This window comes from Ruegeria sp. AD9 (genome assembly GCF_056542305.1).
The window spans coordinates 1-25,614 of the sequence record NZ_JBQFZP010000025.1; the positions used below are offsets into that span (position 1 = coordinate 1).

Here is a 25,614-nt window from a genome sequence, read left to right on the forward strand (position 1 = left end):
ACAAAACACTGTTCCATTTTACTCTCCTGTCTTTGTTCCGATGCCATCATGCACCGGCCAAGAGAGCTGTCGCTCAATTACTCAGAGTCTCATCCATGCGCCATGAACGATCGGCAGGACGCTTTTTGTGCCGCGAAGCATCAGTGACAAGACCGGCGTATCGGCTCACCCAGTGGTTCAAGGTTGCGTCTCATCCATGCGCCATGAACGATCGGCAGGACGCTTTTTGTGCCGCGAAGCATCAGTGACAAGACCGGCGTATCGGCTCACCCAGTGGTTCAAGGTTGCGTGATCGAGTTCAACGCCACGTTCCGCCATGATTTCTTCCAGATCCCGATATGACGCGCCCTATCGGAGATAGAAGAAAACAGCGTACAAGATCACTTCTTTCGGAAAGTGTGCACCCTTGAATGAGATTGTCACGGTATTCTCCTGTCGGTGTTGTCACGTTAACTTCTGACTCACGAAGAAATCCTGATGCTTGGGTGTCAAGTTGCTCGGGTGGCAGCATTCCAGGCGTCAAATGCTTCGAGGCGGTGATATCGGATTGTTAAGGCGGAGCGACGGCGTACAGGAACACAAAAGCAATTCCGAATGGCTGAATGAGTGGCCACAAACCGCTGCAAGCCTCCTGGAGATCGATGTCCTTGCATCGTCCTTTCCCGCTTTCGGAATGGGAGATGGCTGTTTTCGGCACGGTTGTTCAGCCCTTTGTGCGACCAATGATCCAGACCCGGCGCAACCTCTCGTTTTGCAGCACCATACGACCGCAGCTTGTCCGTGATGATCCGCTTGGGAATGAAACCAAGACGCTTTATCAGGCTGCGCAACAACCGTTTTGCGGCCCGTTTGTCGCGCTTCGGTTGGAGTATTTCGTCCAGCACGACGCCATGCTGATCGACCGCGCGCCAAAGCCAATACCTGCGACCAGCGATTTTCACGACAACTTCATCGAGATGCCAGACATCACCAGGACGGTCCTGACTTAGTCGAAAGTTTCGAGCCATCATCGGTCCGAACTTGATCACCCAACGCCGGATAGTCTCGTAAGAAACGTCGATCCCGCGCGCAAGCAGCAGCTCTTCAACTTCGCGAAGGCTCAAATTGAAGCGGAAATACAGCCACACAGCGTGGGCAATGATCTGAGGAGGAAATCGGTGACGCTTGTAGCTGATGGACGACGAATTCATCAATGTCACCTACGTCTAAATCGTATCATGGGCAACGGAACGTCAGTTAACGTGACAACACCGCATCAGGATTTTTTCGTGAATCGGAAGTTAACGTGACAACACCGGCAAACCCGATGACCGAACGTTGGTACCGAAACCCCTTGAGACGCGGCGAAGGGACTGACAGGATCATCGCGCGCCTCTATCGGTGTATGATCGGGCCGTCAACTTGACAGTGCCGTTCTTGCACAGTTCGACGCCTGGGTTGAGGATGGTAAGATTAAAACCTAAGCCAGAACGACCTTACAACTGACCCACAATTCCCCGCAGAACCGGGTCGGGAAAAGTTTGCGGCCATTCCTGCCAATCGCTATCAACATCCAGACAAGGATGAATGGCGATCGTTTGATGGTAAATAAAACGGATACTGAAAAAGAAGTCGGACAGACTCTGCAAAGGTTACGGCAGGAGCGTAATCTGACGCTGGCGGATCTGGCCACCCGGGCGCAGGTTTCAACCGCGATGATCAGCCGGATCGAAAACGGGCATGTATCCCCTTCACTTGGCACGTTGCAATCATTGGCGGATGCTTTGGACGTCGCGCTGATGGCGCTGTTTGCACATTCCGAAGTGGCAGCTGATGTGCATCATGTCAAAGCGGGCGACGGGTTGCCATCGCGGCGCATCACACAGGGCCACGCACATGATTACATGTTGCTGGGCAAACATGGCGGGCCCCGTGGCACGTTTCAGTCTGCCCATATCACCATCTCACGTGACCAGTCAGAAAGCCTGCCAAGCTATCAGCATGAAGGGTACGTCTTTCTCTATATGATCAGGGGCACGGCGGTCTATCGATGCGGGACCGAGGATTTTACGATGGCCGCCGGAGATACGCTGAGCTTTGACGCCAAGCTGCCTCATGGCTTTCATCAAATCCTGTCAAATGCGATTGAATTCATCACCGTTTCAACACGTCCGCAGTAAGCAGGCATCACATTCCGGCGGCATCGGGCCGTATAACCCACCGGAACCATTTCATATTCCTATATTATGTGAAACTATGAATAATCCGACCGTAAATCTCAATCAGGCCTAGTCCCCGCATGAAGATCACTTTCAAACAGGTTGACGCTTTTCGAACCGTGGTTTCGACCGGAACCGTGACCGAGGCGGCGGCGATGCTGGGTATCTCGCAGCCCGCGGTCAGTCGCCTGATTTCGGACTTTGAGGCCGAAGTTGGATTTCGGTTGTTTCAACGCTCGGGCCGGGTGCTGGTGCCCACGGATGAGGCCCGTCTGCTGGTGGAAGAGGTGCGGCAGGCCGTCAGCGGCATGGAACACATCAAGGAATCTGCGACTGCCATCGGGAAATTCGGCCACGCGCGGCTTAGCCTTGTGATCACCCCGGGGGTGTCGTCCCAACTGGCCCCCGATCTGATTCAGGAATTCGCCGCCACCTGGCCGCAGGCCATGGCCCGGATGGAAATCGCGCCCAGCGACGATGCGGTCGAATGGATGGTCTCGCAGAATTACGATTTCGGGGTCACGACGACCGAACCCGCCAACCCGTCCTTTGATAGTCTGGTTATCCGGAACAGCGATGTGTGCTGCGTCGTTCCAACTGGTCACCCTCTGGCCGGGAAAACCCTTGTACAGGCGCAGGATCTGGCTGGTGAGAATTTTATCTCATACATGCCTTCCTCGCGGTTCCGGTTCGAGATGGATCAGTTTTTCGAGGCAAAAGGCATTCAACGGCAGATGCAGTATGAGACGCGCACTACCGACGCAGTATGCCGTCTTGTTGCGCGTGGGTTGGGCGTCTCGGTTGTCGGGGCCAGCCTGGATTACCTCAGAACAATTCCTGACTGTGTCGCCCTGCCCTTTGCGGCACCTCTGACCTTTCGGGCAGTTCTGTTCTGGTCCAAAAACAAGCCCCTGTCTGCCGTCGGGCAATCCTTTCTAAAGATCGTGCAATCTCAGATCAACGGCGATTAAGCGCCTCGCGGAAACTGGCACGCGCCTGTGCGCTGTGAATATAGGCGTAGTCCTGCGGATAAGGAGCACCTGCCGTCAATTCCATCGAAACAAACTGTGGGCCGGTGGATGACAGCACCTGCGGCAGCGCCGCGGAAAACTGATCCAGCGTGGTAAATCGCTGCACTCCGGCATAACCGGCGGCCCATGCCATAGCAGTAAAATCCACTTTGTCCGCGCCGGGCAAAGGGTGCGACCCGTTCACCTCATAGACGCGGTTGGCCGAAAGGAAATGGTAAAGGTTTGTCACTCCCGCATTGGCAATCGTCACCAAAGTTCCCAGATTCATCAGCAGGCTGCCGTCGCCATCCAGCACGATCACACGCCGATCAGGATTGGCCAGTGCCAGACCCAAACCATGAGAGGATGCCTGCCCCATCGCTCCTACAGCCACGTAGTTCAGATCGCGCGGGTTCAGGGCAAGCCAGTCGAAACAGTTCTGATACACGGCGACCACGATGTCCTCCTCGCGGACATGAGGGATCAGGGCTTTCAACGCGGCATCGCGGTGCATTGTCATGGCGCCTCCGGTGCGCGGCCAATCAGGAAAATATGAGGTCTTGAGGCCGCATAGGCCGCTTCGATCGCCTGCGGGATATGGTCTTCATCTCCCGGTTCCTCGATCAGGGAATGTGACAGCTTCATCGCATCCAGCACAGGCCGGACGATCCGCACCCCATAAGAGGCTGACTGATCCGGGTGCATATGTGGCTCCTTGCCTTGCAGTCCAACCATCATGACCACCGGCAGTTCATAGTCGACGCCAATGGCCCGGATCGCATTCAGGGAATCCATCAACCCGGTTTGCTGCATCATCAAGACCGCCCGCGTACCGTTGTATGACATCGCCCCGCAAATACTGACGCCCTCATCTTCTTTACAGATACGGGTCAGGCGAAATACGGGATCGCGTGAGATCGGCCAGAGAAGTCCATCACTGGTAACAATATCCGGCAGCGCAACTATTTCACGAACACCCACCACCTTGATTGCGGCTATGATTGCGGCGCCGGATGGATGCGCGACCTGCGGAGCATCTTCTGCTGGTTGAGGGGACGCGACCATCAGGCACCTCCGGCCAGAAACGCAGCGATCCCGTCCCGTGCCGCCTGCAATTCATGGCGGTGGCCAATGGTAATGCGGATATAGTCGCGATAGGCGGGCGAGGCGAACCGGCGGACGGCAACGCCGCGCTGCCGCAAGAACCGATCCACCGCTTCGGCAGATTTCCTGGGATCTGGAAACTGAACCAGCACAAAGTTGGTCTGGCTTGGAACCACATACAGGCCCAGTTCCGTTAGTGCGGTCGAAAGCCATTTTCGATTATTCAGGTTGGTCTCTCGCACAAAACGGGTGTGCACAGTGTCTTCCAGTGCTGCAACTGCTGCCGCAACCGAAGAAGACGCCACGGGAAAGGTCAGACTGATCCGGCGCACGCTGTCGACCACATCCTCAGGCCCGAACATCCAGCCGACGCGTGCGCCCGCCAGTCCGAAAATCTTTGAAAACGTCCGGCACATGACAACATTGTCCGCAGCCTCCACCTGCTTGTGCGCAGGCTCATAATCCGCCGCATCGGCATATTCCTCGTAGGCGGCATCAATGATCAGAAGCACATTTTCAGGCAACGCAGCATGAAGACGGCGCAGCTCTGATCCGTTCAGATATGTACCTGCCGGGTTTTCGGGATTGGCGAGGTAAACGATCCGGGTACGTTTAGTCACCGCCTCGATCATTCGGTCGACTGAGGGTTTGAAGGCATCGTCCGCGACCGACACCACCTCGGCGTCATTGGCATAGGCGTAGTTCGGTACTTTGAGATAGCCGTTTGCGCTGCGGATCAACTCGGTGCCCTGCCCCAGATAGGCGCGGGCCAGGCGGGCCAGCAGATCGTCCGATCCCTGCCCGGTGGTGATCCGTGCGGCGTCCAGCCCAAATTTCTCGGCGATTGCTGGGGCCAGAATGTGATCGGGGTTATCAACATAGCGTTCGACACTGCTGATGGCCGCACAGGCGGCGGAGCGGGCCGTCGGGCTGGGACCAAACACACTTTCATTCGAGTTCAGAAGGATCGCAGGCGGCGGAACGTCCATGGACGCCGCACCCATCATATGAGGTTTGATCCTGTCTATTCCAGCTTTAGCACGGGCTATGACCATCCAAATCCTCCGGCGCCGCCAGTGACGGCAATGGCAATTTCATACATATATCACACAACATATAACTTTAGACAATTCACTTTCAAAAAAATTATGTTATGAAAGTCGCAGCCCAGTAGAAGAACCCGGATGACCGACACGCTTTCACCCCAACCCAGCAGGCTTCACCTGACCATTAATCTGGATGCGCCGGGTCGGCAGGTTGGCGATCTTATGCTGAAATGGTCCGACAATACCGTACCGCTGGGATACCATCCCATCCCGATCATCAGCCTGCGGGGCAAACCGGGGCCGTCTGTCCTGATTCTGGGCGGCACACATGGGGACGAATTCGAAGGGCCCTCAGCAATCCTGCGTCTGGCGGAACGGCTGAACCCTGCCGAACTCTCCGGGCAGGTGATCCTGATCCCGGCCCTGAACGTGCCCGCCTTTCAGGCTTCGTCGCGGGTTTCGCCATTGGATGGTCAGAACCTGAACCGCGCTTTTCCGGGCGATGCGGATGGTGGCCCGACGGCCATGCTGGCGCATTTTGTCGAAACCGTACTGCTACACCGCGTTGACGCAGCCATAGACCTGCACTCAGGTGGTAAGGCGTCCGTTTTCGATCCTTGCGCACTGGCGGCAAGGGGGGATGACACAGACCTGACCGCAGCCAACATGGATTTGGCCCGTGCCTTTGGGCTTCCGCTGATCTGGGTACTGGGCGCGCATAACGACAACCGCTCGGTGAATGCTGCCGCTGCCCGCGCCGGAGTTCCGATGATCGCAGCAGAACTTAGTGGCGGAGGGGGTGTCGATCCTCATGCCACTGACCTTGCTGAAGCCGGGCTGATACGCTGCCTGAAACATCTGGGCATTCTGCCGGGCGGCTCTCCTGCCCCGGCACCGGTGCAATGTGTGGAAGTCGCCGATCCGCTGCATTCGATCCATGCACCTGCGGATGGCCTGTTCGACCGCCGCTGCGCTGCCGGGCAACAGGTAATCAAAGGTGATCTGGCGGGTACTCTGCACTTTCCGACCGAACCGGAACGCGCAGCTGTCAAGCTTACCTTTCCCGCAACCGGCCATGTTCTGGCCCATGGCAATCGCGGCATTGTACGCCGGGGCGATTTGCTGGCGCTGGTTGCCCAACCCGTGCCCGAGGGACGTTGAATGAAAACCTGCTCTCCGTTCATTTCCGGTGCCTTTGTTGATTGGGATGGTGAAACCCTGCCCAGCATCGACCCCGCCACTGGTCAGGTCTGGTGCAAGGTCGCCCGTTGCGACGCACAAACCGCCGATCAGGCTATCCGGGATGCCGATCATGCTTTCCGGAACGGGCCATGGGCAAAGTCGGGGCCGCCAGAGAGGTCGGATGCGCTCGACCGATTGGCAGACATCTTGGAAACCTGCTGGGAAGAGCTTGTAACGCCTGAAATCCGCGACAACGGAAAGCGCATAGCCGAGGTGCGCGGACAATTTTCCGGGCTGCACAGCTGGTTCAGGTATTTCGCGGCAGAGGCGCGCAAACTACAACCCGAACCGCAAGCCAACAACGTCCCAGGCGTGCAGAGCGTTGGGTACCATTTGCCCTATGGCGTCGTGGTCGCCATCACGCCATGGAACTCTCCGTTGATGATCCTTGCCTGGAAGCTGGCACCGGCATTGGCGGCGGGCAATACGGTGGTTGTGAAACCTTCTGAAATGGCCTCGGCCTCGACTCTGGAATTCGCACGGCTGGCGCACGAAGCAGGACTGCCGCCCGGGGTGTTAAACGTGGTCACCGGACTGGGTCACGAGGTGGGCGAGGCGTTGGTTCGTCACCCCCTGACGCGCAAGGTCACTTTTACCGGCTCGGATTTTGGCGGTCGTAAAGTGGCCGAGGCTGCCTCAGCCGGAGTAATCCCTGCGGTGCTGGAGCTGGGTGGAAAGTCTCCGCAGGTGGTCTTTGCCGACTGCGATCTGGACAATGTGGTCAACGGAATCCTCTCCGGCATCTTCCTGTCGAACGGTCAAACCTGCGTCGCCGGTTCAAGGCTGATTGTTGAGGCCGGGTTGAAAGACAAGCTGGTATCACGCCTGGTCGACCGGGCGCGAGCGCTTAGGATGGGTGACCCGATGGACCCAGATACTCAGATCGCACCACTGGCCAACGAGCCGCATCTGCGCAAGGTGACGGCGATGATCGAACGTGCCAAGGCCGATGGCGCAGCCTGCCTGCTGGACGGAACCGCTACGGCAGCGGGTCGGAACGGGTTCTATATCGGGCCGACGGTGTTCGACAATGTAAGCCCCGACATGCAGCTTTGGCGTGAAGAAGTGTTCGGCCCGGTTCTTGCCGTAACCTCATTCACTACCGAAGACGAAGCCATCGCGCTGGCCAATGACAGCGACTATGGGCTGGCTGCAGGGGTGTGGACGACCGATGCCGACAAGGGCGCGCGTATCGCCGGGGCTATTGCGGCAGGCACGGTCTACATCAACCACTATCGCAGCGTAGACCCTGCCAGCCCCATCGGCGGGATCAAGCTGTCGGGCTATGGGCGTGAACTTGGCCCGAACGCCATCAAGGATTTCTGTCAGGTCAAATCGATATGGACCGGCACCGCGCCAGTCCCCGATCCATTCCCCTGACCACCGATACGCACGGAGGATGCCATGAACGATCATTTCTCAACCCCCGAGGGCAATTTCCGCGGTCACGACCAGCAGAGCGTTTGGCGACAAGAGCCCGACCCGGAGCTGACTGAAGTCGGCCCCGGCACGCCATGCGGCGAATATCTGCGCCGGTTCTGGATGCCGGTGGCGATGACTGACCAGATCGGCGACCTGCCCTATCGTCTGCGCATTCTGGGCGAAGATCTGGTTCTGTTTCGCGAAAAAAAAGAAGGCAAGCTAGGCCTGACCCATCTGCATTGCTGCCACCGCAATATGAGCCTTGAGTTTGGCATTGTAGAGGAAGGCGGCATCAGGTGTTCCTATCACGGCTGGAAATACGGACTTGACGGCACCATTCTGGAAACCCCGTGTGAACCACCTGCCTCTCAGGTCAAGAAAAAGGCTTGCCTGGGGGCGTATCCGGTGATCGAATACAAAGGGTTGGCCTTTGCCTATATGGGTCCGGCCGTCGCGCAGCCCCCCTTCCCGGTCATGGATACCTTCGATGACGAAGGTGACGAGTTGGTGCCCTATCTCATCAAGTCCCCCTGCAACTGGCTGCAAGTGATGGAGAATGCCTGGGATCCGTTCCATGTGGTCTACCTGCACACTCTGGCTGTGCGCAGCCAGTTCATCGACGCCTTTGCCGAAATGCCGATGATTGAGTTTCACGAAAGCCAGACCGGCGATTTCTACACGAATGTCCGGCGTGTGGAGGATATCGTCTGGGTCCGCATCCATGATCATATGTTGCCCTCGTTCACCCAGAACGGCGGTCATTTCCCGGTGCCGGATGGGCCGCGCTATTTTGGACGCTGCGGGCTGTCGCGCTGGATCACTCCAATTGACGACACCAACACGATGGTCATCGCCTGGCGGCATTTCCGGGATGCTGCGGCGAATGACGATCCAAAGGGTCTGACTGATAAAAGCAAGGTGGGTTTTGGAATGACCGATTTCTACGGCCAGGATCCCGACCGACCGTATGAGATGCGGCAACGCGATCCGGGGGACTATGACGCCTGGGTCAGTCAGGGGCCCAAGAATATCCACGCCCGCGAAAACCTCAGCTTTACCGACCGGGGTGTCGCCAAGGCGCGCCGTCTGCTGCGCAACGCCATTCGCGCTCTGAAGAGTGGCGAAAGACCGCCTCAACCCTCTGACAATTTCGCCGGAAAGATGATACCGACATATGCTGGTGACACCATGCTGCGCATTCCATTGCAGGTGGGGCGGGACGACGGGGCAGTACTCAAAGAGGTCTCGCATCAGGTAGCTGAAATCTACAAATCCGGTGACCACCTTCAGGGTGAGGCTCGCAAGACGTTCATCGTTGATGCGCTGAAAGAGTATGAGGCGAGCTGGTCATGACAGCGCGCATCCCCCATAACCCCGGCCGAGTGGACTGGTCCGGTGAAAACCCGGGCATCTATCTGAAACAGGACCCCGACCAGGATCACTATGACACGCTGGCGCTTTTCTTTCGGGTGGTTCTGTCACCTTATGGTCGCGGACACGCGGCACTGATCCTCGGGGCGCCCGATCAGGCGCAGGGCTGGCCGCATGTGCCAAACCTGGTCATGACCGATAACCAGCGGATGATGCGCTGGATCGTCGATGGATGGGTGACAAAGATGCCGACCTTCATTGGCAAGGCGGGTCTCGGCGCGATGAGCTGGCTGGACTGCGACAGCGTCGAAAAGCGCCCCCGCGATCTGAAGTCCAGATACTCCGAAACCCTGCGCGGCTCAGGCGTTACGGTCGAGATGATCTGGCAGGACATGGGTCCACCATTGCCGGTAGAGGTGACCAAGGAGAACTCGGCTACTAAAGCGCATGAAATGTATTCGGTATTTTTGGAGGCCAAGGCGGCGCAGGTTGTCATCAACGGCACCCGCCTGCCCGGTCAGGTCGCTAGCCGCCAGTTCTTTGGCCGCACCATGTCGACGGCCTTCCTCGCCTTCTCGGAAACCTGGGTAACCCCGCAGGAAGATCTGTGATGCCTTTGAACGAACCTATCACACCCGGCATCGTCGACTGGACAGGCGAAAACCCGGGCATCCTGCTCAAAGACGACAATGACAACTTCTCAGCCATGGCGCTGTTCTTTCGCGTGGCATGGTCTCCAGTCGGTCAGGGTCAGGTGCTCTTGCTTTACGGAACCCCGGATCAGGTGGAAGGACCACCTGAGGCTCCGAACGTAATTCTCAGCGACAATCCTGATCTCACGGCTTTTCTGAAGACCAACTTCATCGGCAAACTGGCCGCTTTCGCCAACGCCCCTGCTTTCGCCACCCTGCCCGAGATTGGCGCGCAGGTTGTGCGTTCCTCAGGCGATCCGATGAGCCATCGCTACACCGAGACCATCGTAGGCGAGAACCTGACCGTTGAGCTGGTCTGGGAAGGGTTCGAACCACCCCGCGCGCTGGAACTGTCGCCGCACGAGGTCGCCTCGGGCGAGCAGAACATGTTCTCGCTGCTGGTGCCTGCCCATTCCGCGCAGATCATCGTCAATGGCCATGCTTTGCCGGGCAAACTGGGTACACGGGTGCAGGCCGGATATAAGACGACGACGGCATTCCTGTATTTCTCGGAAACATGGATCATCCCGCCGGAGGATACGTGATGCTGCACGCCGCAGATCAGCTGGCCTTTGACAAGGCCATGGTGACCCAACCGGTCTGGAACCGGTTCAATACAGCGTCTGATGCGCTGGGTTTGGACGAGAACGTTCTGCTGCATTCAGGCCCCGCCTTTGCCAGCCTCGATCAGATTACTGCACCGATCCTGAATTCTGCCTGCGTCGCTGCTGTCTGGCAGGGGCTTGCGAAGGATTTCGATCAGGCCGAGGGGATGATCAACGCAGGTGAAATCCTCCTGAGACCTGCACAGGATCATAATGTGGTGACGCCGCTGGCCGCCGTGGTCTCGGCGGATATGCCGCTGCACACGGTTTATGACGCGTGGCGCGGGCGGCAGCAGGTTTATGCGCCGATCAATGGGGGTAGCCGTCCGGCAATGCGGCTGGGGCTGCGGTCCAAGGCAGTGCTGGACCATATCCAATGGCTCAATACCCGGTTTCTGGACGTACTTGAGAAAGGGATCGCCGAAGGGATTGCTCTGGTCCCACTCGCCGTGATCGGCCTGACGGGTGGGGATGATTGCCACGGGCGCACATCTGTAGCCGCGCAGGCGCTGATTGCCGAACTCAAGGATCGCACGCCGGGCGGGATCACGGATGACGATGTGCTGGCTTTTATGGATAGCTCACCTTCGCTGTTTCTGAACCTGTGGATGGCGGCAACCAAATGTATGATGAAACTGGCCGAAGGGATTGACGGCTCTAGCTTCGTCACCGCGGCAGGTGGCAATGGGCGCGAAACAGGCATTCAGATCTCCGGTCTGCCGGGCCAGTGGTTCACAATCCCGGCCAGCCCGCCCAAAGGGACGTTTGAGGTAGACCTGTCACAGGAGCGGGCGCTTGGTGCTATCGGTGACAGCGCTGTGGTCGAAGCCTTCGGGTTGGGGGCCATGGCCATCGATCTGAGCCCGGAGCAGAAAAAGGGTCTGGGGGCTTATCTGCCCGAAGATGCGCAGGCACGCATGTCCGGCCTGTCGGTCGGGGCGCATCCCTATTTCCGCGCATTGGATGTTCAATTGGGAAGCACCGCGCGCGGCGCAGTGGAACAGGGTTCAGGGCCCGTGATCGGCCTGGGCATTCTTGACCGGCTGGGCGAAGCCGGACGCCTGGGTGCAGGCATCTATGACATGCCTGTCACGCCTTTTGCCGACGCCCTGAAAGCGCTGGAGGCATGACGCAGCTGAACCATCACTCCGCCCACGCACTGGCTGCAATGATCCGGGCTGGCGAGGTGAAACCATCCGAAGTGATGGCGGATCATCTGGACCGGATCGAAAACCGTGAACCCGTCATCGGGGCTTTTCAGACCCTCGATGCCGAGCGCGCCATGGAGCGTGCAAGGTCTGCCGACGCACTCCCCGTTGGCGGACCGCTCCATGGCGTGCCATTTGTGATCAAGGACATCATCGACACCGATGACATGCCGACCGGTTGGGGTAGTGACCTTTATTCGGATCGCCGCCCTGATCGGAACGCGACCTGTGTGCAGGCCTTTCTGGACACAGGTGCCATTCCGATCGGCAAGACGGTTACCACCGAATTCGCCTATTTCCGACCCGGCAAGACTGCAAACCCGGCCAACCCGGCGCATACACCAGGTGGATCATCATCCGGTTCGGCCGCGGCTGTGGCTGATTTCATGGCCCCTTTGGGATTTGGATCTCAAACCGCGGCTTCGCTGATCCGCCCAGCCGCCTATTGCGGGGTCTGCGGCTTCAAGCCAACTACCGGACGCTACGATCTGACCGGTGTCATGGGTCTGTCCCTAAGCCTCGATACGTTGGGCATTCTGGCACGCGATCCCCGCGACCTCGCGCTGAGCGACGCTGTACTGTGCGGCTCCGATCTGCTGCCCCCGGCCTCTTCCATCCAGCGCTGGATATTGCGGCAGGCCTGATCCGCCTGCGCACCGGGATCGCCTTCGCCAATCAGTGTACCATCCAGCAAAGTACCAACCTGCCCCTGCATGAAAACAAAATCGCCCCGGGCACGGATTGCCTTGGAATAGGTTGCTTTCGCGTGATAGCGCGTCTGGTACTTGTGGATGTGTGTCCGGGCCATGGCAGTTGCCCCCTCAGGCCGTTGCGCGGGTCAGAAAGTCGTCAATCATATCCGCAAAACTCTGTTCGACCGCAAACTCAATACCATCCCGACACCGCATCACCAAAGCCTTGAGACCAAAAACTTCGGTATAGGTAACTGCATCTGGCCCGAACACGCTGTCATGCAGGTCCATCGGACTGGCAATTGCCATCACCTGATCCGCATCCGTTCCTGTAATGCGAAAGAATGTCATGGTGTCCGAGATACGCACGATACTAATATCCGCCGGGCAGTCCGTTGGCTTCAGCTTTGCCTCCAGCGTATCTTCCTGTGCCAGCGGGGCCCGGGTGACCCAGTGGTTACGACCGATGTAAAACAGCTCGGTGTTGTCTTTATTCACGCGGGTGTTCGGGCGATCCGGCAATAACGGCAGAGCGTCCCCGACCCAATTCGAAACCGCGTCAGGCGCTCCTTTGAGGTCGAATAGGGCCATCAGGCTGCGTCGTTCTATTTTTACGTCATAACTCATCTCAGGACCTAAGCAACTTGCCCTCGGGGTCGTGGAAGACCGGTTTCGTGACAGTGACCGGGATCACATCGTCCTTCAGCCGGACATGGGCGGTTTCGCCCTGTCGCGCGTGACCGTTTTCCAGCAACGCCAGTCCGACCCATCGTTTATTGACCACACTCCAGACGCACGCCGTGACCAACCCGTCGGTGGCCTCTTTGCGTCCTTCAGGGGTCAAGGGTGCACCTTCTGGGATTTGCCGGTCAGGGTCTTTCGGCAGAATGCCCACCAGCTCGCGCCGCGTCCGACTGCCCGACCGGCGCAGAGCAACCGAGCGTTTGCCGAGATAATCGGGCTTCTTCTTCGACATTGCCCACCCCATTCCGAGATCGAATGCATCGACCGTTCCGTCAACTTCGTGACCCAGCGACAGAAACCCTTTTTCGACCCGCAACACGTGGCTGGATTCTGAGCCTACGGGCAGAATACCGAAAGGCGCTCCGGCCTCCATCACCTTGTCCCACAGCTGCGCCATATCACGAGGGGCAACGTTGACCTCAAAAGACAGTTCACCGGTGAAGCTGACCCGAACCACCCGCGCCGGAAGTCCGGCAACAGTGCCATCGCAGAAGGACATGAAGGGAAACACCTCGGGCGAGAGATCGATGTCGGTGCCAAGCGCCTGTAAGACGTCGCGCGCCCTGGGGCCGCAGATGGTAGCGTTGTTCCACTGGCTTGTGACCGTGGTGATCATCACCTGCCAGTCCGGGAATTCGGTCTGCAACAGCTTTTCCATATGCTGATTGACCGCATCCGCGTGCCCCGTCGAGGTCGAAACCAGCCAGCGGTGTTCGTCCAGCCGGAAGGCAACGCCATCATCCAGGATCAGCCCGTCATCCGACAGCATCAGCCCATAGCGCCCGTTGCCCGGTTTCAGGCTGGACATGATGTTGGAGTAGATGAAATCGAGGAATTGCGGAACATCCCGACCCTTCAGTTCAAAGGTGCCAAGGGGCGAGCCATCATAGACGCCAACTCCTTCCCGCACCGCTCGACATTCGCGATTGACGGCCTCTTGCAGACCTTCGCCCGGTTTCGGGAAGTATCCCGGTCGCCGCCAACGCGCGCCAGCCTCATACATGACCGCGCCGTTGTCCTTGTTCCACTGGGTCACAGGGGTATGGCGATAGGGGAACAGCCCCCAGCCCTCCCGCAACCCGCCAATCGCACCGAAGGAAACAGGCGTATAGGGAGACCGGAAAGTGGTCGTTCCAACCTCTTGCGGCGGCACGCCTTTTTGCATCGCAATAGTGCCGATGATGTTGATATTGCCGGTCTTGCCCTGGTCGATCCCCATGCCGCCGGTGGTATAGCGCTTGACGTGTTCGACATTGTCATAGCCTTCGCGCAAGGCCAAATGCACATCACTGACCGAGACATCGTTCTGCACATCCAAAAAGGCTTTGCCGTGCTGGCCCGGCACATCCACCCGCCAGAGCGCTTCAATTGCATAGGGCAGATCGTCGCCACCCTCAACGATCTTGTTCAGCGTCAGATCTCCTGCCGCTGCCCCCACCGCGCGGCACTTCTGAACCGCCTGATCAGGGACAAATGCTGCCAGATCCCCATCAAACCGCAACGTGCTGCGGGATTGCGACCACAGGTGCACAGTTGGGCTCCACCCACCGGAGCAGCCCAGCACATCACAATGGATCCAGTGACCTGCTCCTCCGGTCATGGGAACGGCTTTGACCGCGCGAACCCTTTTATGACCACGTACATCACTTGCAACTGTTGCGGTGTGAACCGGGACATTCGGAACCTGATCCAATACCTCAGACGGGACAGTTTTGCGGCTGTCCAGAATGGCCATAACCTGCACACCTGCCGCTGACAAATCAGCCGCCACAGCATAAACACTGTTGTTGTTGGTAAACAGCACCACACGCTGCCCAGGCGTCACGCCCCACCGGTTGACGTAAGCCTGCACGGATGAGGCCATCATCACACCGGGCCGGTCATTGCCGCCAAAAACCATGGCGCGTTCAGTGGCTCCGGTAGCAATAACAACTTCGCCGGCCCGCACGCGCCAACTGCGTTCCAGAATACTGTCCTGTTCCGGCTCGCGTTCGTTCACCATCATCAGATTGTGTTCGCGATAGGCCCAGACAGTTGCATTTTGCAGATGGGTGACATTGTCCATACCGCGCAGCTCAGCCACCGCATCCGCGGCCCAGTCCATTGCGGGACAGCCACCGATCGAAAGATTGCGGTTGAGCAGACTACCGCCCGCCTCGATGCCCTCATCCGCCAGAAACACACGTTTACCCGCGCGACCGGCCTCAAGCGCAGCTTGCAGACCGGCTGGGCCAGCTCCGGCGATCAGTACATCGGCGTGGGCGTGCCGGGCCTCAAAATGACCCGCAGCGGGAGGGTTGGCTGGGGCCGCCGCCAGCCCTGCGGCCCGACGGATCGAGGGTTCAAACAGGTGCCAGTCCGGCCATTTGAACGTTTTGTAGTAGAACCCTGCGGGGATAAAGCGCGTCAACAGCTGATTGATCCCACCCAGATCGAACTCGGGCGAGGGCCAGCAATTGACCGACCGCGCGCTCAGCCCGTCGCGCAGCGGCACCGTTGTCGCGGGACGGTTGCCCGAAGCATCTTCGCCATCCAGTTCCACCAGTGTTGCGGGTTCTTCGGGCCCGTGCCCCATGATACCCCGCGGGCGATGATACTTGAAACTGCGGGCCGTGACCCGAACCCCGTTTGCCAACAGGGCTGAAGCCAGCGTATCTCCCTCGAACCCTTCATAGGGTTTGCCATTGAATGTGAATCGCAAAGGGCGGTTTCGGTCGATGCGCCCGCCCGAAGCGCGGCGGTTACTTTGTGCCATCGGACGCCTCCACAATGTCATGGGTCCGTGTGTCCCGCCAGATCGTGAACCATTCACCGCATCCGCGCGCGTGCCACCATTTCTCCTCAACCGGACCCAATGGGTTCGGCGTCACCGTCAGATATTCGACCCATTGTTCATCGCTGACGGCATTGGCGTCAGGGCGCTCCGCCCCGACCGGGCCGCCAAAAATAAACTCGCTTTCGTTTCGCTTGCCGCAGAATGGGCAGGGTAAAAGCATCATGATCCTGACCTTTCCTATCGCGCCGTAGTGGTTCCGGCTTCCATCACGAAGTCCAGATGCCGGAACCTGCCAAGAGTGAAGGGCGCCATAAGCGGGTGCGGTTCCCCCTTTGCCACCAGATGAGCCAGCGTCAGCCCCCCTGCTGGAATGGCCTTGTAGCCGCCCCACCATCCGGCGGTGACAAACAGCCCCGGAATCTCTGTCTGATCCATGATCGGCGAGGCATCATGGGCAATATCCAGATGCCCGCCCCATTGGCGCATCAGTTTGAGCTTCTTGAAACTCGGGAACAGGGACAGCATTGCGGTCACCGTGTCTTCGAATACGTGTTGCTTGATGTCACGGCGGAAACTCTGCCCCATGTCGGGCGCACCGCCGATCACCATCTCGCCCTTGTCGGATTGACTGAAATAGAACCCGCTGTCCGGGCAGTTCACGATCACATCGACCAACGGCTTGACCGGTTCGGACACAAACGCGGTCAGGTTCATCGTCCGTAGCGGCAGTTTCAACCCGGCAGTTTCAGTGAGCGTGGTTGTGTGACCCGAGACGGCCACAACCACCTTCTTTGCCCGGACAACGCCCCGGTTGGTCTCAACCCCTTCGATCGAGCCATCTGCCCCGCGCAGCAGGGATTGCACCGCCGTCTGCTGATGAATCTCTACTCCAAGCGCGTCAGCCGCACGGGCATAGCCCCAGGCCACGGCATCATGCCGGTTCACGCCGGCATCCGTATGCACCATGCCGCAGATCACCGGCAGCCGCGCATCCGGCCCGCCGCCAGTCAGCGCCGGAATGCGGCGGCGCAATTCCTCGGTGCTGATCTGTTCATAGGTCGATCCATAGATATCCATCACCAGCTGTCGCCGCCGCAGTTCGCGCAGCTTGGGCCAGGTCTGAACCACATCCACCATGGTTCGTTTGGAATGCATCATGTTGAAGTTCAGCTCATCCGTGAGACCTTCGTACATGGCGACGGATTTGACGTAGAATGGGATCGATTCATCCCGCATGTAGTTTGATCGGATAGTCACAGTGTTCCGGGCAATGTTGCCGCCACCCAACCAACCACGTTCCAGCACAGCCACATCGGTGATGCCAAACTCTTTGGCTAGATAATAGGCGGTGGCCAGACCGTGCCCCCCCGCCCCGATCACCGCTACATCGTACCGATTCCTCAGCGGCGGACTACGCCAGGCTCTGGGCCAGTTCTTATGCCCGGTCAGTGCGTTCCGGGCGAGCGAGAAGATGGAATACTTTTGCATGGTAGTAATAATATTGATTAATACGCACATTCCGTCAATAGACTTATGGCCATGTAAAACGATCCGTCATGTGTTCTATGCCAATGCGAAAAATTAGGTTAAGTTGGCTGGTGAAAGGTGCCGCAATGAGCCTTCGCATTGAACAGTTCCATCGACGTCTTGCCGGCAAATGGTCGGCCCGATCGCTTTGGCCCTGTTTCATTATAAACTGCCGCAGTTCACCCATCACGTAACGCCGGACAAACCGGGTGCAACGCGCCTGCATACTGCAACCGCCTCAATGGAAGAGGCGTTGAATTGGACGTTACATGACACAGACATCTGACCTGAAGATCATTCAGGAAACCTATGCACGCGACGGAGTCGTGCTGCTGAAACAAATTCTGTCGCAGGATTGGCTTACCAAACTACGCAAGGCCGTAGATGAAGAGGTTTCTAAAGGCGAGCGCTATTTTGCCTACAAGAACATGCGCGAAAACCCGGGCGTATTTCAGGATTATTGCCTGACATCGGATATCGGCCAGCGCGTGGCTGAGGTGGCGGGCAGCCCGTGGACTTCGCTTATCTATGACCAGATTTTTGCCAAAGAGCCGGGGACAAAAACCCAGACGGGCTGGCACACCGATCAACCCTATTGGCCGGTGGCCGGACCAATCATGACCATATGGATCGCTCTGGACCCGGTTGACCCAGACAATGGCGCGCTGGAGTTCGTTCGTGGATCACACGCTTGGGGTGCCAAGTACCGGCCTTTCAAAACCGACCAGCTTGGGGCGTTCCTGCACTATCTTGAGGAAGACAACCCCGATTATATCGACATGCCTGATTTCGAGGCCAACCGCGCCGCCTACGACATCTTTCACTACCCAAAGATGGAGCCCGGCGATGCGCTGGCATTTGACGGCATGACAGTGCATTCGGCAATGGGCAACCGCACCTCAACTCGGCGCAGACGCGGCTATGCCGTCCGATTTGCGGTAGAGGGCGCCATCTACCAGCCACGCGATGCCGTGACAGAGTGGCTGCATGACGACAGTTTGCGCCCCGGCGCACCTTTTGCCGGAGGGCGTTTCCCAGTGATCTACGGCGCGGCGTAACCGGCGGCGGACACCGGTCCTCTGATTGCACAGTGAATAACTTGACGTTATTCTGCTATCGTCACAGCGTTGGGCCATTATCGTCATGGCCCAACCCCGCGGCACATTTTCCAACGCGCCCTAAGCAGTGCGACCGTTGATGTGTAGTTAGAAAGTGCCGCCACAGTGCGGCATTTTTCATCTCGCTTCTGTGGCAAAGAAACAGGAGGCAAAGATGAAACCCACCAACCCTAACGCAAAGGTACATATCCGGGACGCAGAGCCCGATGACATGCCTTTTCTACTGTCAATGATCCGCGCTCTAGCCGCACATCACGGTGATGTCCCAAACATCAACGCCGCAGTGTTAGAGCGGGATGTGTTCGGCAATCAGCCATGGGTCTATGTGCTGGTTGCCGAAACGAAAGGCGAGGTCATCGGCTATGTCGCCCTGAGCCCGCTCACACAGTTGCAGCTAGGCCGTCGCGGTATCGTCATGCACCACCTTTTTATTGGACGGCTGTATCGCCGCATGGGTGTCGGGCGGCAACTTATCGAAAGCGCAAAACAAAAGGCGCGCGCTCTGTCCTGCTCTTACATGATGGTCGGCACCCACCCCGACAATTCAGAAGCCCAAGCCGCCTACCTGGCTGAGGGTTCGAACGACAGGACGCAGCGCATCCCCGGCTTCACGTCCCCCTCGATGCCTAGTGGGTTTCGGAACCGGCCAACAAACCTTACGCCCGCTCAACCATGTTGATCGGAAAAGCCTCAGCCTCAATCGCGCGGTCCAAGGCTTTGCGGAATAGTTTGGCCCCAGCGTCCAATCCCAGATCAATGTTTGGCGTCTTGGCGTTTTTCATGCCCAGATGAACCTTCTCCAAAACCTCCTTGTCTTCAAGAAACGCCATCCGCGCGCCATCATTCATGAATTTGGACACCTCGGCATTATCGGGATCGGAATTGCGGTGCTGGAACCAAAAATACCGGGTCCGATCCTCATCAATCGGGGTCATAAAATTGTAAGAGACGTTGATGAAAGTCTCGGCAACGGGCGGTTTGTCATAGCCGCCGGTTCCGACGGGCGTATAGATGGATTTGTTCAGCCCTATCGCGGGCATACACATCTCGTAATGCTGTAGCCTGTCGCAATCACCGTCAAAGGCTACCAGCTTCGCATAATAGGGCGACGGCGGCTTGTTCTCGATCCAGCGCGAGACAATCACGCCGCGGTCCGTTCTTTCGACATTCAGCGGCTCTTCGTCCGTGCCAGCCCCGGCAAAGGACGAGACATGCACCCAGGCTACATGGCTGGGGTCCAGCAAGTTGTCGCAAACCCACAGGTAGTGGCAGTCGATATCCATCACTCCACCATCAGTCATGCCCCAACTGGCATCGTCGAAATTTTCGATCAGGAAAATATTGTCAGGGTCCGCCTGTTCCGGATCACCCATCCAGATCCACAGGAACCGATACCGATCCACTACCGGATATGATCTTACCACTGCCCGCCGCGGGGTCATGCCACGCTGGGTCGGGCTGTCCGTGCATTTGCCCGAGCAGTCGAATTTCAGGCCGTGATAACCGCATTCCACCACATCACCGATCAGATTGCCTTTGGACAGCGGCAGCTTACGATGCGGGCAAGCATCCTCCAATGCGACCGGAGTGCCGTCCTCCCGCCGGTAAAGCACGATGTTTTCACCCAGAAACGTTTCGGCCTTCAGTTCGCGACCGATATCCTTGCTCCAGGCAGCGACGTACCAGCAGTTTCTCAGATACATTGAAATGCTCTCCAGATCGTCAGATGGCTTGTACCAGTATGGGCAGAGAGACGTCCTTGCGCCATGTCGGAATGGTAATGACTCATATAAGCCAGGCTAATTATAAGCGTCGGCGGATGGCGGGATGTCCGGTTGCGCTTCTACTTCAGCACTGATCCAGTTCAGAAACTCACCGACTTTCGAACTGTCCTTGGTTTCGTGTCGCCGAACCAGCCAGTATGACAAAGGGGACTCGGTCAGTTCTGGAAAGGGTCGAACCAGCCGCCCGTCACATAACGTATCGATCACCAGGGGTTCCCGACCCAGCGCGACACCCAGCCCTTCAATTGCAGCCTGAACCACCAGATTGGATTGGCCAAATCGCCGTGTGCGCAAGGGTGACGGCAGCGTCAGACCGCATTGCCGTGCCCAGAAATCCCAGGTTGGGCTTGCAGGACCATGATGCAGATTCTCATCCACCAGCATCGTGTGCTTCGCAAGATCCTCGACCCCGCGCAGGTTGGGTATCAAAGATGGTGCGCAAACAGGAAACAACTGCTCGGTCATCAGCAGATCCACCTGGTAGCCGGGGTAATCACCCAGCCCATAGCGGATTCCGATATCCGCATCCGCGCCGGAGAACGGATATTGACCAGTATCCGTAGCGATCGAAATCGATAGGTCCGGGTGGGCCAGATCAAAGTTCAAAAGACGCGGAAACAACCAGTTGAACGCAAAACCTGGCAGGCATGAAATCACGATGGTCCGGTCGTTGCGGGTCTTATCCCGCAACTGGGTGCAAACGCCTGAAATGCGCCCCAGCCCTTCGGAGATGGCCAGCGCCAGCAGTTCACCCTCTCGGGTTGGGCGCGATGACCGCGCGCCGCGTACCAGCAGATCGCGACCCAACCATTCCTCAAGCGTCCGCACATGCTGACTGACCGCACTTTGGCTAACACCAAGTTCGGCCGCGGCAGGGGAAAAGCCAGAATGACGGACAACTGCCTCGAAGGCACGCAGAGCTGAATAGGGCAGATTTACAATCATATTAGTCACCCTAATGTCAGACATAATCACTTTCAAATAGATTAGGCGCATGGTGCAGGCCTAATCTGTACGGGCTTGAATCCGTAGGAAACGCGAATGTCGGACATCACACCCGAGCGCGGCGCGCGAAATCTTTTGACGAACTGCGCTCACGCAGCGGCGGGTGACCGACTTCTGATCGCTTACGAACCCCCCGAGTTTGGTTATTTTGACGCGGACAGTGTCAAGATCGTATCGAACGTCGCGCAATCCATGGGGTTGTCGGTTGATGCAGTGGATGTAGGATTCAATCCGGACAATCCTCACCTGTCCCCGGATCTTCTGGCGCGGTTCGAAGCAGCCGAGATAATCCTCTTTCTTGCCCGCCTTGGGGATCAGCTACGGTTTTCGGAGATGCCCCGGGGCAAAAAAATCATCGTCAGCTTTGCGCTGAGCCGTGAGCTGTTCGGGTCGGGCTTTTCCAACGGGCACCATGATGCCTTTCTCGACATCAAGGCGGCGATCAATGCCGTCCTGAACGAGGCAACCGATGTGCGGGTCACCTGCCCTCTGGGCACGGCCTTTCAGGGGAAGCCGAAGATGAACCTTGATCCGGCGGGCGATACGTCGATCCTGAGATTCCCCATGTCAGTTTTCACGCCAGTCCCGGCGCACAGTTTTTCAGGACGTGTGGCGCTGAAGTTTCTAACCGGAACCGGATCAAGATACTATGAAGACTATACGATCGAGTTCGACAGCCCGGTGTTTGCGTCACTTGAGAACGGGCGCCTGACCGGGTTCACGGGCGAGCCCACCGATGTCGCCCGGGCCGAAGTACAATATGACCGGGTCGCGGGCCAGTTCGGTATTGACCGAAATTTCGTGCATTCATGGCATGCTGGCATTCATCCGGGCTGCGGATACCCTTGGGATATGCGCGAGAATTTCGAACGCTGGGGCGGATCTGCTTTTGGCAATCCGCGTATCCTGCACTTCCACACTTGCGGCGCATATGCTCCCGGAGAAATCAGCTGGAACGTGTTTGATCCGACAATCAAGATCGATGGTGTGACCTATTGGGAAGATGGGGTTTTTCATGCTGACCGCCTGCCCGGCGGAGCTTCCATTCTGGACAAACACCCCTGTGCGGCAGCACTGTTTGCCGACCCCGATCCGGATATCGGCCTTCGCCGAACCGGCTGATCATTCAAGCTTGATCGAACGCGTGCCATCACGCTAATCTGGTAGCAATAGAGTCCACCCGACAGGACCCTATGGTGCGGAGCACTCCCGTCTCCGGTGCCGGAAAATGCGATGAGGGCGCGGCCCCCGCACCGGCAAATTGTGTGGAAATCACATGTCACAAGCAATCGTAACGCCCCTGTCTCAGGCATTGGCCGAAGGCAAGCTCACGCGTGAAGAGCTAAAAGGTTTCATGCAACGGTCTAACGGTCCCGGCTTACGCCATCTTGCGCTTTGGGTTCTGGTGCTAGCCTGCACGACCACCCTTGTTACTCTGGCATGGAACAACTGGCTGATATGGCCCGCAATGTTCCTCCAGGGTATCGTTCTGGTACACCACTTCTCGCTGCAGCATGAATGCGTGCACTATACCGTATTCCGTACAAGGTGGCTGAATGATCTGGTTGGTCAGATCTGCGGCCTGATCATTATCCTGCCGCATCGGTTCTTTCGCTATGAACATTGCGATCACCACACTTATACGCAACTGACCGGGGAAGACCCTGAACTGATCCCGTTGCCCGAGACGTTGGGTGAGTACCTTATGTACCTGTCCGCCCTGCCCTACTGGCGCGGTAAATTCACGGAACTGTTTCGCCATGCCAGCGGCAACCTCAGCGAGACCGAGCTGCGATTCATCCCGAAAGTGGAACATCAGGCGGTGTATCGCGATGCGCGCAGAATGCTGGCCATCTATACGGCCATCTTTCTGGGCATGGCCATCACCGGCTGGTGGGGACTGATCTGGTACTGGATAATCCCTTTGTTTTTGGGTGAGCCTGTGATGCGCTTTATCCGGATGACCGAACATGTCGGACGCCCCACTGTGGCGCAGATGTCCGAAAATACGCGCACCAATCTGGTATCCGCCCCCTGGTCCTTCTTGTGCTGGAACATGAACTACCACGCAGAGCATCACTACGTGGCCTCAGTTCCCTTCCACGCGTTACCTCGCCTTCATGAGAAGCTGAAAGACCACATTCATGTTGAGCCTGGGGGGTATCTGGCCGCCCATCGCGAGATCTTGAGGCAGATCCGGCAGAAGGCGGAGGCGTAACTCGTGGCGGATGAAAAACCCTGGAAAGACGTGATCGAGACAACTCGGCTGGAAAAGAACTGGGTCACACGGGTCGAGATCGGCTCACGTATCCTGGCGGTCTACGACACTCCCGGCGGCGTCTATGCCTCGTTGGCACTTTGCAATCATGGCGGTGCTGATCTGTGTGACGGGTATTTTGATGGCTACGTCATCGAGTGCCCTTTGCATCAGGGCGCATTCGATGTGCGTGACGGACATGCGGTTTCGGCCCCTGCGACACGACCAATGAAGGTATTCGAAACCCGCATCAAAAACGGCATGGTGCAGATCCGGGCGTAGCCCCGAACAGTCCTAGTCCGGTGCCGGCAACCCCGGCATCAGGATATATCCCGACGGAGCTTCAACACGCGCGATCCACGAACGGACTGCCGGGTAAGGAGCCAGCGATAACTTTCCCTGATAAGCCAGTGCTTTGTAGGGGTAACAGGCCAGATCGGCGATCGTAGGACGATCACATGCCAGCCAGCGTCGTCGTGACAGGTGCTGCTCCATATTCTGCAGGGATTTCTGCCCAAGTGCCTGTGGCCCGGTCAAATCGATGTCGCGTTCAAACAGAACAATCGCGCGGGCCGTTGCAACGCCGTGGAAAATCTCGTTTACCGAATAGGACAGCCATTGCTGTATGTCCCCATGCTCTTCTGGCGAATCCGGCGCCCAATCTGCAGCGCCATACTTCTGTGCCAGATACATCATGATTGCGGTGCTGTCGCGCAGGGTAAAGCCGTTGTCGTCCAGCACCGGGACCTTGTTCAGCTGGTTGACCTGCAAGAATGTAACCTGGTTCTGATCTCCGCTCAGCAGGTTGACATTGATGATTTGATGAATTGATGATCCAGCCGCAGCATGGACAGCAGCAGCCGAGCTTTATGGCAACTGCCCGAGAACCGGAAATCATATATCCGCATTGCCCCGGGCCGTTCGCGTCAGCGCCTGTCTGACCGCTTTTCAAGTCGTGCAAACAATCGGCTGAGGCCGAAACACACAACAAAATAGAACCCGGCCGTGGTGATCCACGCCTCAAAGATCATGCGGGACGAGGCCACAAGCTCGACTGTTTTGTAGGTCAGTTCCTGCACCGAGATCAGCGACAGGATCGAGCTGTCCTTGATCAGCGAGATGAATTGGTTTGCCAGCGGTGGCACCACTTTCTTCAACGCCTGCGGCAGAATCACGTAACGCATCTCCTGTAGTTGGCTCATACCAATCGAGCGCGCCGCTTCGCGCTGGCCTTTCGGGATCGACTGGATACCAGCCCGGACAATCTCGCCGACAAAGGCGCTTTCAAACAGGGCCAGAACGATGACACCAGAAACCAGTGAGGGAAAACGGCGCATTTCGCCGAAAAAGAAGGTCCAGATATGTTTGTCCTCTTGCCGCGCTATACCACGAGCCCAACGTTCGAGGTTGAGCGCGTCAATCAATTGTTGTGACAGGAAGAAAAAGAAAATGAAAACGACCACAACCGGCGGCACGTTGCGGAGAAATTCAAGATACGTCCGTGCCAGCATCCGGATCGTCAGGTTTGCTGAACACCGCGCAACCCCCAGAATGGTTCCAAGCAACAAGGCCAGAATGCCCGAGTAAATACTGATACGGACTGTCGCCATAAGCCCCTGCAGAAACAGGTTCGCGAAATACTCTTCGCGGCCCGAATGCCAGCCAACGACATAGCCCGGGATCAATTCCCAGCGCCATTTGTAGTTCAGCGTGCCTTCGATCGACAGCCAGATATACCCGAAGAAAGCGATCAGAGTCACCACGATCAGATAGTCTGGCCATCTCAGTTTCTTCAGGAAATCTTGCACCGGGA

At 57.7% G+C, this 25,614-nt stretch carries 26 protein-coding genes and 2 pseudogenes; 14 read left to right on the forward strand and 14 right to left on the reverse strand.

What is annotated here, in order from left to right; translation table 11 throughout:
* Positions 1-186: 186 nt before the first annotated feature.
* Together ACR0AM_RS20140 and ACR0AM_RS20145 are read right to left on the reverse strand one after the other, a co-directional pair.
* Positions 187-423, reverse strand: a pseudogene (locus ACR0AM_RS20140) (IS6 family transposase); the annotation flags it as partial.
* 65 nt (positions 424-488) lie between these two features.
* A complete protein-coding gene (locus tag ACR0AM_RS20145) occupies positions 489-1,190 on the reverse strand; it encodes an IS6 family transposase (RefSeq protein ID WP_480623843.1) in 702 nt (233 codons plus the stop codon).
* Positions 1,191-1,580: 390 nt separating this feature from the next.
* Here ACR0AM_RS20145 and ACR0AM_RS20150 point away from each other — a divergent pair, with 390 nt between their 5' ends.
* Both ACR0AM_RS20150 and ACR0AM_RS20155 read left to right on the forward strand, forming a co-directional pair.
* Positions 1,581-2,159 (forward strand): helix-turn-helix domain-containing protein, encoded by a 579-nt coding sequence (locus ACR0AM_RS20150; RefSeq protein ID WP_480520634.1) that lies wholly within the window; start codon positions 1,581-1,583, stop codon positions 2,157-2,159.
* A gap of 119 nt (positions 2,160-2,278) precedes the next feature.
* Positions 2,279-3,169, forward strand: a complete 891-nt coding sequence (locus ACR0AM_RS20155; RefSeq protein ID WP_480520636.1) for a LysR substrate-binding domain-containing protein — start codon at positions 2,279-2,281, stop codon at positions 3,167-3,169.
* Here ACR0AM_RS20155 and ACR0AM_RS20160 read toward each other — a convergent pair.
* Genes ACR0AM_RS20160 through ACR0AM_RS20170 form a run of 3 tightly spaced genes read right to left on the reverse strand, consistent with a single transcriptional unit; the run spans position 3,156 to position 5,367 of the window.
* On the reverse strand, positions 3,156-3,728 hold the full coding sequence (locus ACR0AM_RS20160; RefSeq protein WP_480520638.1) for a thiamine pyrophosphate-dependent enzyme: 573 nt from the start codon (positions 3,726-3,728) through the stop codon (positions 3,156-3,158). The genes ACR0AM_RS20155 and ACR0AM_RS20160 overlap by 14 nt on opposite strands.
* The gene (locus ACR0AM_RS20165) at positions 3,725-4,273 is read right to left on the reverse strand and encodes a decarboxylase (RefSeq protein WP_480520640.1); all 549 of its coding nucleotides are present in this window, start codon (positions 4,271-4,273) and stop codon (positions 3,725-3,727) included. The genes ACR0AM_RS20160 and ACR0AM_RS20165 overlap by 4 nt, the downstream gene beginning before the upstream one ends.
* The gene (locus ACR0AM_RS20170; protein ID WP_480623844.1) at positions 4,273-5,367 is read right to left on the reverse strand and encodes a pyridoxal phosphate-dependent aminotransferase; all 1,095 of its coding nucleotides are present in this window, start codon (positions 5,365-5,367) and stop codon (positions 4,273-4,275) included. Before ACR0AM_RS20170 ends, ACR0AM_RS20165 begins: the two co-directional genes overlap by 1 nt.
* A 129-nt stretch (positions 5,368-5,496) precedes the next feature.
* On the opposite strand from ACR0AM_RS20170, the gene ACR0AM_RS20175 reads away from it, so the two are divergent.
* The 7 genes from ACR0AM_RS20175 to ACR0AM_RS20205 are packed head-to-tail and all read left to right on the forward strand — an operon-like array spanning position 5,497 to position 12,542.
* Positions 5,497-6,519: a succinylglutamate desuccinylase/aspartoacylase family protein gene (locus tag ACR0AM_RS20175; RefSeq protein ID WP_480623845.1), complete on the forward strand. Its 1,023-nt coding sequence runs from the start codon at positions 5,497-5,499 to the stop codon at positions 6,517-6,519.
* The gene (locus ACR0AM_RS20180; RefSeq protein ID WP_480623846.1) at positions 6,520-7,980 is read left to right on the forward strand and encodes an aldehyde dehydrogenase; all 1,461 of its coding nucleotides are present in this window, start codon (positions 6,520-6,522) and stop codon (positions 7,978-7,980) included.
* Positions 7,981-8,004: 24 nt separating this feature from the next.
* Positions 8,005-9,375: a Rieske 2Fe-2S domain-containing protein gene (locus ACR0AM_RS20185; protein ID WP_480623847.1), complete on the forward strand. Its 1,371-nt coding sequence runs from the start codon at positions 8,005-8,007 to the stop codon at positions 9,373-9,375.
* Entirely contained in the window at positions 9,372-10,004 is a 633-nt protein-coding gene (locus tag ACR0AM_RS20190) for a hypothetical protein (RefSeq protein WP_480477995.1), read from the forward strand. Before ACR0AM_RS20185 ends, ACR0AM_RS20190 begins: the two co-directional genes overlap by 4 nt.
* The gene (locus ACR0AM_RS20195; protein ID WP_480477997.1) at positions 10,004-10,630 is read left to right on the forward strand and encodes a hypothetical protein; all 627 of its coding nucleotides are present in this window, start codon (positions 10,004-10,006) and stop codon (positions 10,628-10,630) included. The genes ACR0AM_RS20190 and ACR0AM_RS20195 overlap by 1 nt, the downstream gene beginning before the upstream one ends.
* Entirely contained in the window at positions 10,630-11,820 is a 1,191-nt protein-coding gene (locus ACR0AM_RS20200; protein WP_480623848.1) for a YlbE family protein, read from the forward strand. The genes ACR0AM_RS20195 and ACR0AM_RS20200 overlap by 1 nt, the downstream gene beginning before the upstream one ends.
* Positions 11,817-12,542 (forward strand): amidase, encoded by a 726-nt coding sequence (locus ACR0AM_RS20205; RefSeq protein ID WP_480623849.1) that lies wholly within the window; start codon positions 11,817-11,819, stop codon positions 12,540-12,542. The genes ACR0AM_RS20200 and ACR0AM_RS20205 overlap by 4 nt, the downstream gene beginning before the upstream one ends.
* A gap of 8 nt (positions 12,543-12,550) precedes the next feature.
* Here ACR0AM_RS20205 and ACR0AM_RS20210 read toward each other — a convergent pair.
* From ACR0AM_RS20210 to ACR0AM_RS20230, 5 genes and pseudogenes are all read right to left on the reverse strand, one after another.
* Positions 12,551-12,706 (reverse strand): annotated as a pseudogene (locus tag ACR0AM_RS20210) (RidA family protein); the annotation flags it as partial.
* A gap of 13 nt (positions 12,707-12,719) precedes the next feature.
* Positions 12,720-13,181 carry a sarcosine oxidase subunit gamma family protein gene (locus ACR0AM_RS20215; RefSeq protein WP_480520662.1) on the reverse strand — a complete coding sequence of 154 codons (462 nt, stop codon included), beginning with the start codon at positions 13,179-13,181 and terminating at the stop codon, positions 12,720-12,722.
* 37 nt (positions 13,182-13,218) lie between these two features.
* Complete coding sequence (locus tag ACR0AM_RS20220; RefSeq protein WP_480623850.1) at positions 13,219-16,089, reverse strand: 2Fe-2S iron-sulfur cluster-binding protein; 2,871 nt, start codon at positions 16,087-16,089, stop codon at positions 13,219-13,221.
* On the reverse strand, positions 16,076-16,333 hold the full coding sequence (locus ACR0AM_RS20225; protein ID WP_480496286.1) for a sarcosine oxidase subunit delta: 258 nt from the start codon (positions 16,331-16,333) through the stop codon (positions 16,076-16,078). The genes ACR0AM_RS20220 and ACR0AM_RS20225 overlap by 14 nt, the downstream gene beginning before the upstream one ends.
* A gap of 14 nt (positions 16,334-16,347) precedes the next feature.
* A complete protein-coding gene (locus ACR0AM_RS20230) occupies positions 16,348-17,598 on the reverse strand; it encodes an FAD-dependent oxidoreductase (RefSeq protein ID WP_480496288.1) in 1,251 nt (416 codons plus the stop codon).
* Between the two features lie 308 nt (positions 17,599-17,906).
* Between ACR0AM_RS20230 and ACR0AM_RS20235 the strand changes: the two genes are divergently transcribed.
* The gene (locus tag ACR0AM_RS20235; RefSeq protein WP_480555231.1) at positions 17,907-18,695 is read left to right on the forward strand and encodes a phytanoyl-CoA dioxygenase family protein; all 789 of its coding nucleotides are present in this window, start codon (positions 17,907-17,909) and stop codon (positions 18,693-18,695) included.
* A gap of 214 nt (positions 18,696-18,909) precedes the next feature.
* Positions 18,910-19,434 (forward strand): N-acetyltransferase family protein, encoded by a 525-nt coding sequence (locus ACR0AM_RS20240; protein WP_480623851.1) that lies wholly within the window; start codon positions 18,910-18,912, stop codon positions 19,432-19,434.
* Here ACR0AM_RS20240 and ACR0AM_RS20245 read toward each other — a convergent pair.
* Entirely contained in the window at positions 19,412-20,458 is a 1,047-nt protein-coding gene (locus ACR0AM_RS20245; protein ID WP_480623852.1) for an aromatic ring-hydroxylating dioxygenase subunit alpha, read from the reverse strand. The genes ACR0AM_RS20240 and ACR0AM_RS20245 overlap by 23 nt on opposite strands.
* Positions 20,459-20,554: 96 nt before the next feature.
* Positions 20,555-21,484, reverse strand: coding sequence for a LysR substrate-binding domain-containing protein (locus tag ACR0AM_RS20250; protein ID WP_480623853.1), 930 nt, complete (start codon positions 21,482-21,484; stop codon positions 20,555-20,557).
* 96 nt (positions 21,485-21,580) lie between these two features.
* Between ACR0AM_RS20250 and ACR0AM_RS20255 the strand changes: the two genes are divergently transcribed.
* From ACR0AM_RS20255 to ACR0AM_RS20265, 3 genes are all read left to right on the forward strand, one after another.
* The gene (locus ACR0AM_RS20255; protein WP_480623854.1) at positions 21,581-22,666 is read left to right on the forward strand and encodes a hypothetical protein; all 1,086 of its coding nucleotides are present in this window, start codon (positions 21,581-21,583) and stop codon (positions 22,664-22,666) included.
* Between the two features lie 154 nt (positions 22,667-22,820).
* On the forward strand, positions 22,821-23,762 hold the full coding sequence (locus ACR0AM_RS20260) for a fatty acid desaturase family protein (RefSeq protein WP_480623855.1): 942 nt from the start codon (positions 22,821-22,823) through the stop codon (positions 23,760-23,762).
* Between the two features lie 3 nt (positions 23,763-23,765).
* Positions 23,766-24,083, forward strand: coding sequence for a non-heme iron oxygenase ferredoxin subunit (locus ACR0AM_RS20265; RefSeq protein WP_480520678.1), 318 nt, complete (start codon positions 23,766-23,768; stop codon positions 24,081-24,083).
* Between the two features lie 12 nt (positions 24,084-24,095).
* On the opposite strand, the gene ACR0AM_RS20270 is transcribed toward ACR0AM_RS20265, so the two are convergent.
* Together ACR0AM_RS20270 and ACR0AM_RS20275 are read right to left on the reverse strand one after the other, a co-directional pair.
* The gene (locus ACR0AM_RS20270; RefSeq protein ID WP_480555244.1) at positions 24,096-24,629 is read right to left on the reverse strand and encodes a glutathione S-transferase N-terminal domain-containing protein; all 534 of its coding nucleotides are present in this window, start codon (positions 24,627-24,629) and stop codon (positions 24,096-24,098) included.
* A gap of 98 nt (positions 24,630-24,727) precedes the next feature.
* On the reverse strand, positions 24,728-25,609 hold the full coding sequence (locus ACR0AM_RS20275) for an amino acid ABC transporter permease (RefSeq protein WP_480623856.1): 882 nt from the start codon (positions 25,607-25,609) through the stop codon (positions 24,728-24,730).
* Between the last annotated feature and the right edge of the window lie 5 nt (positions 25,610-25,614).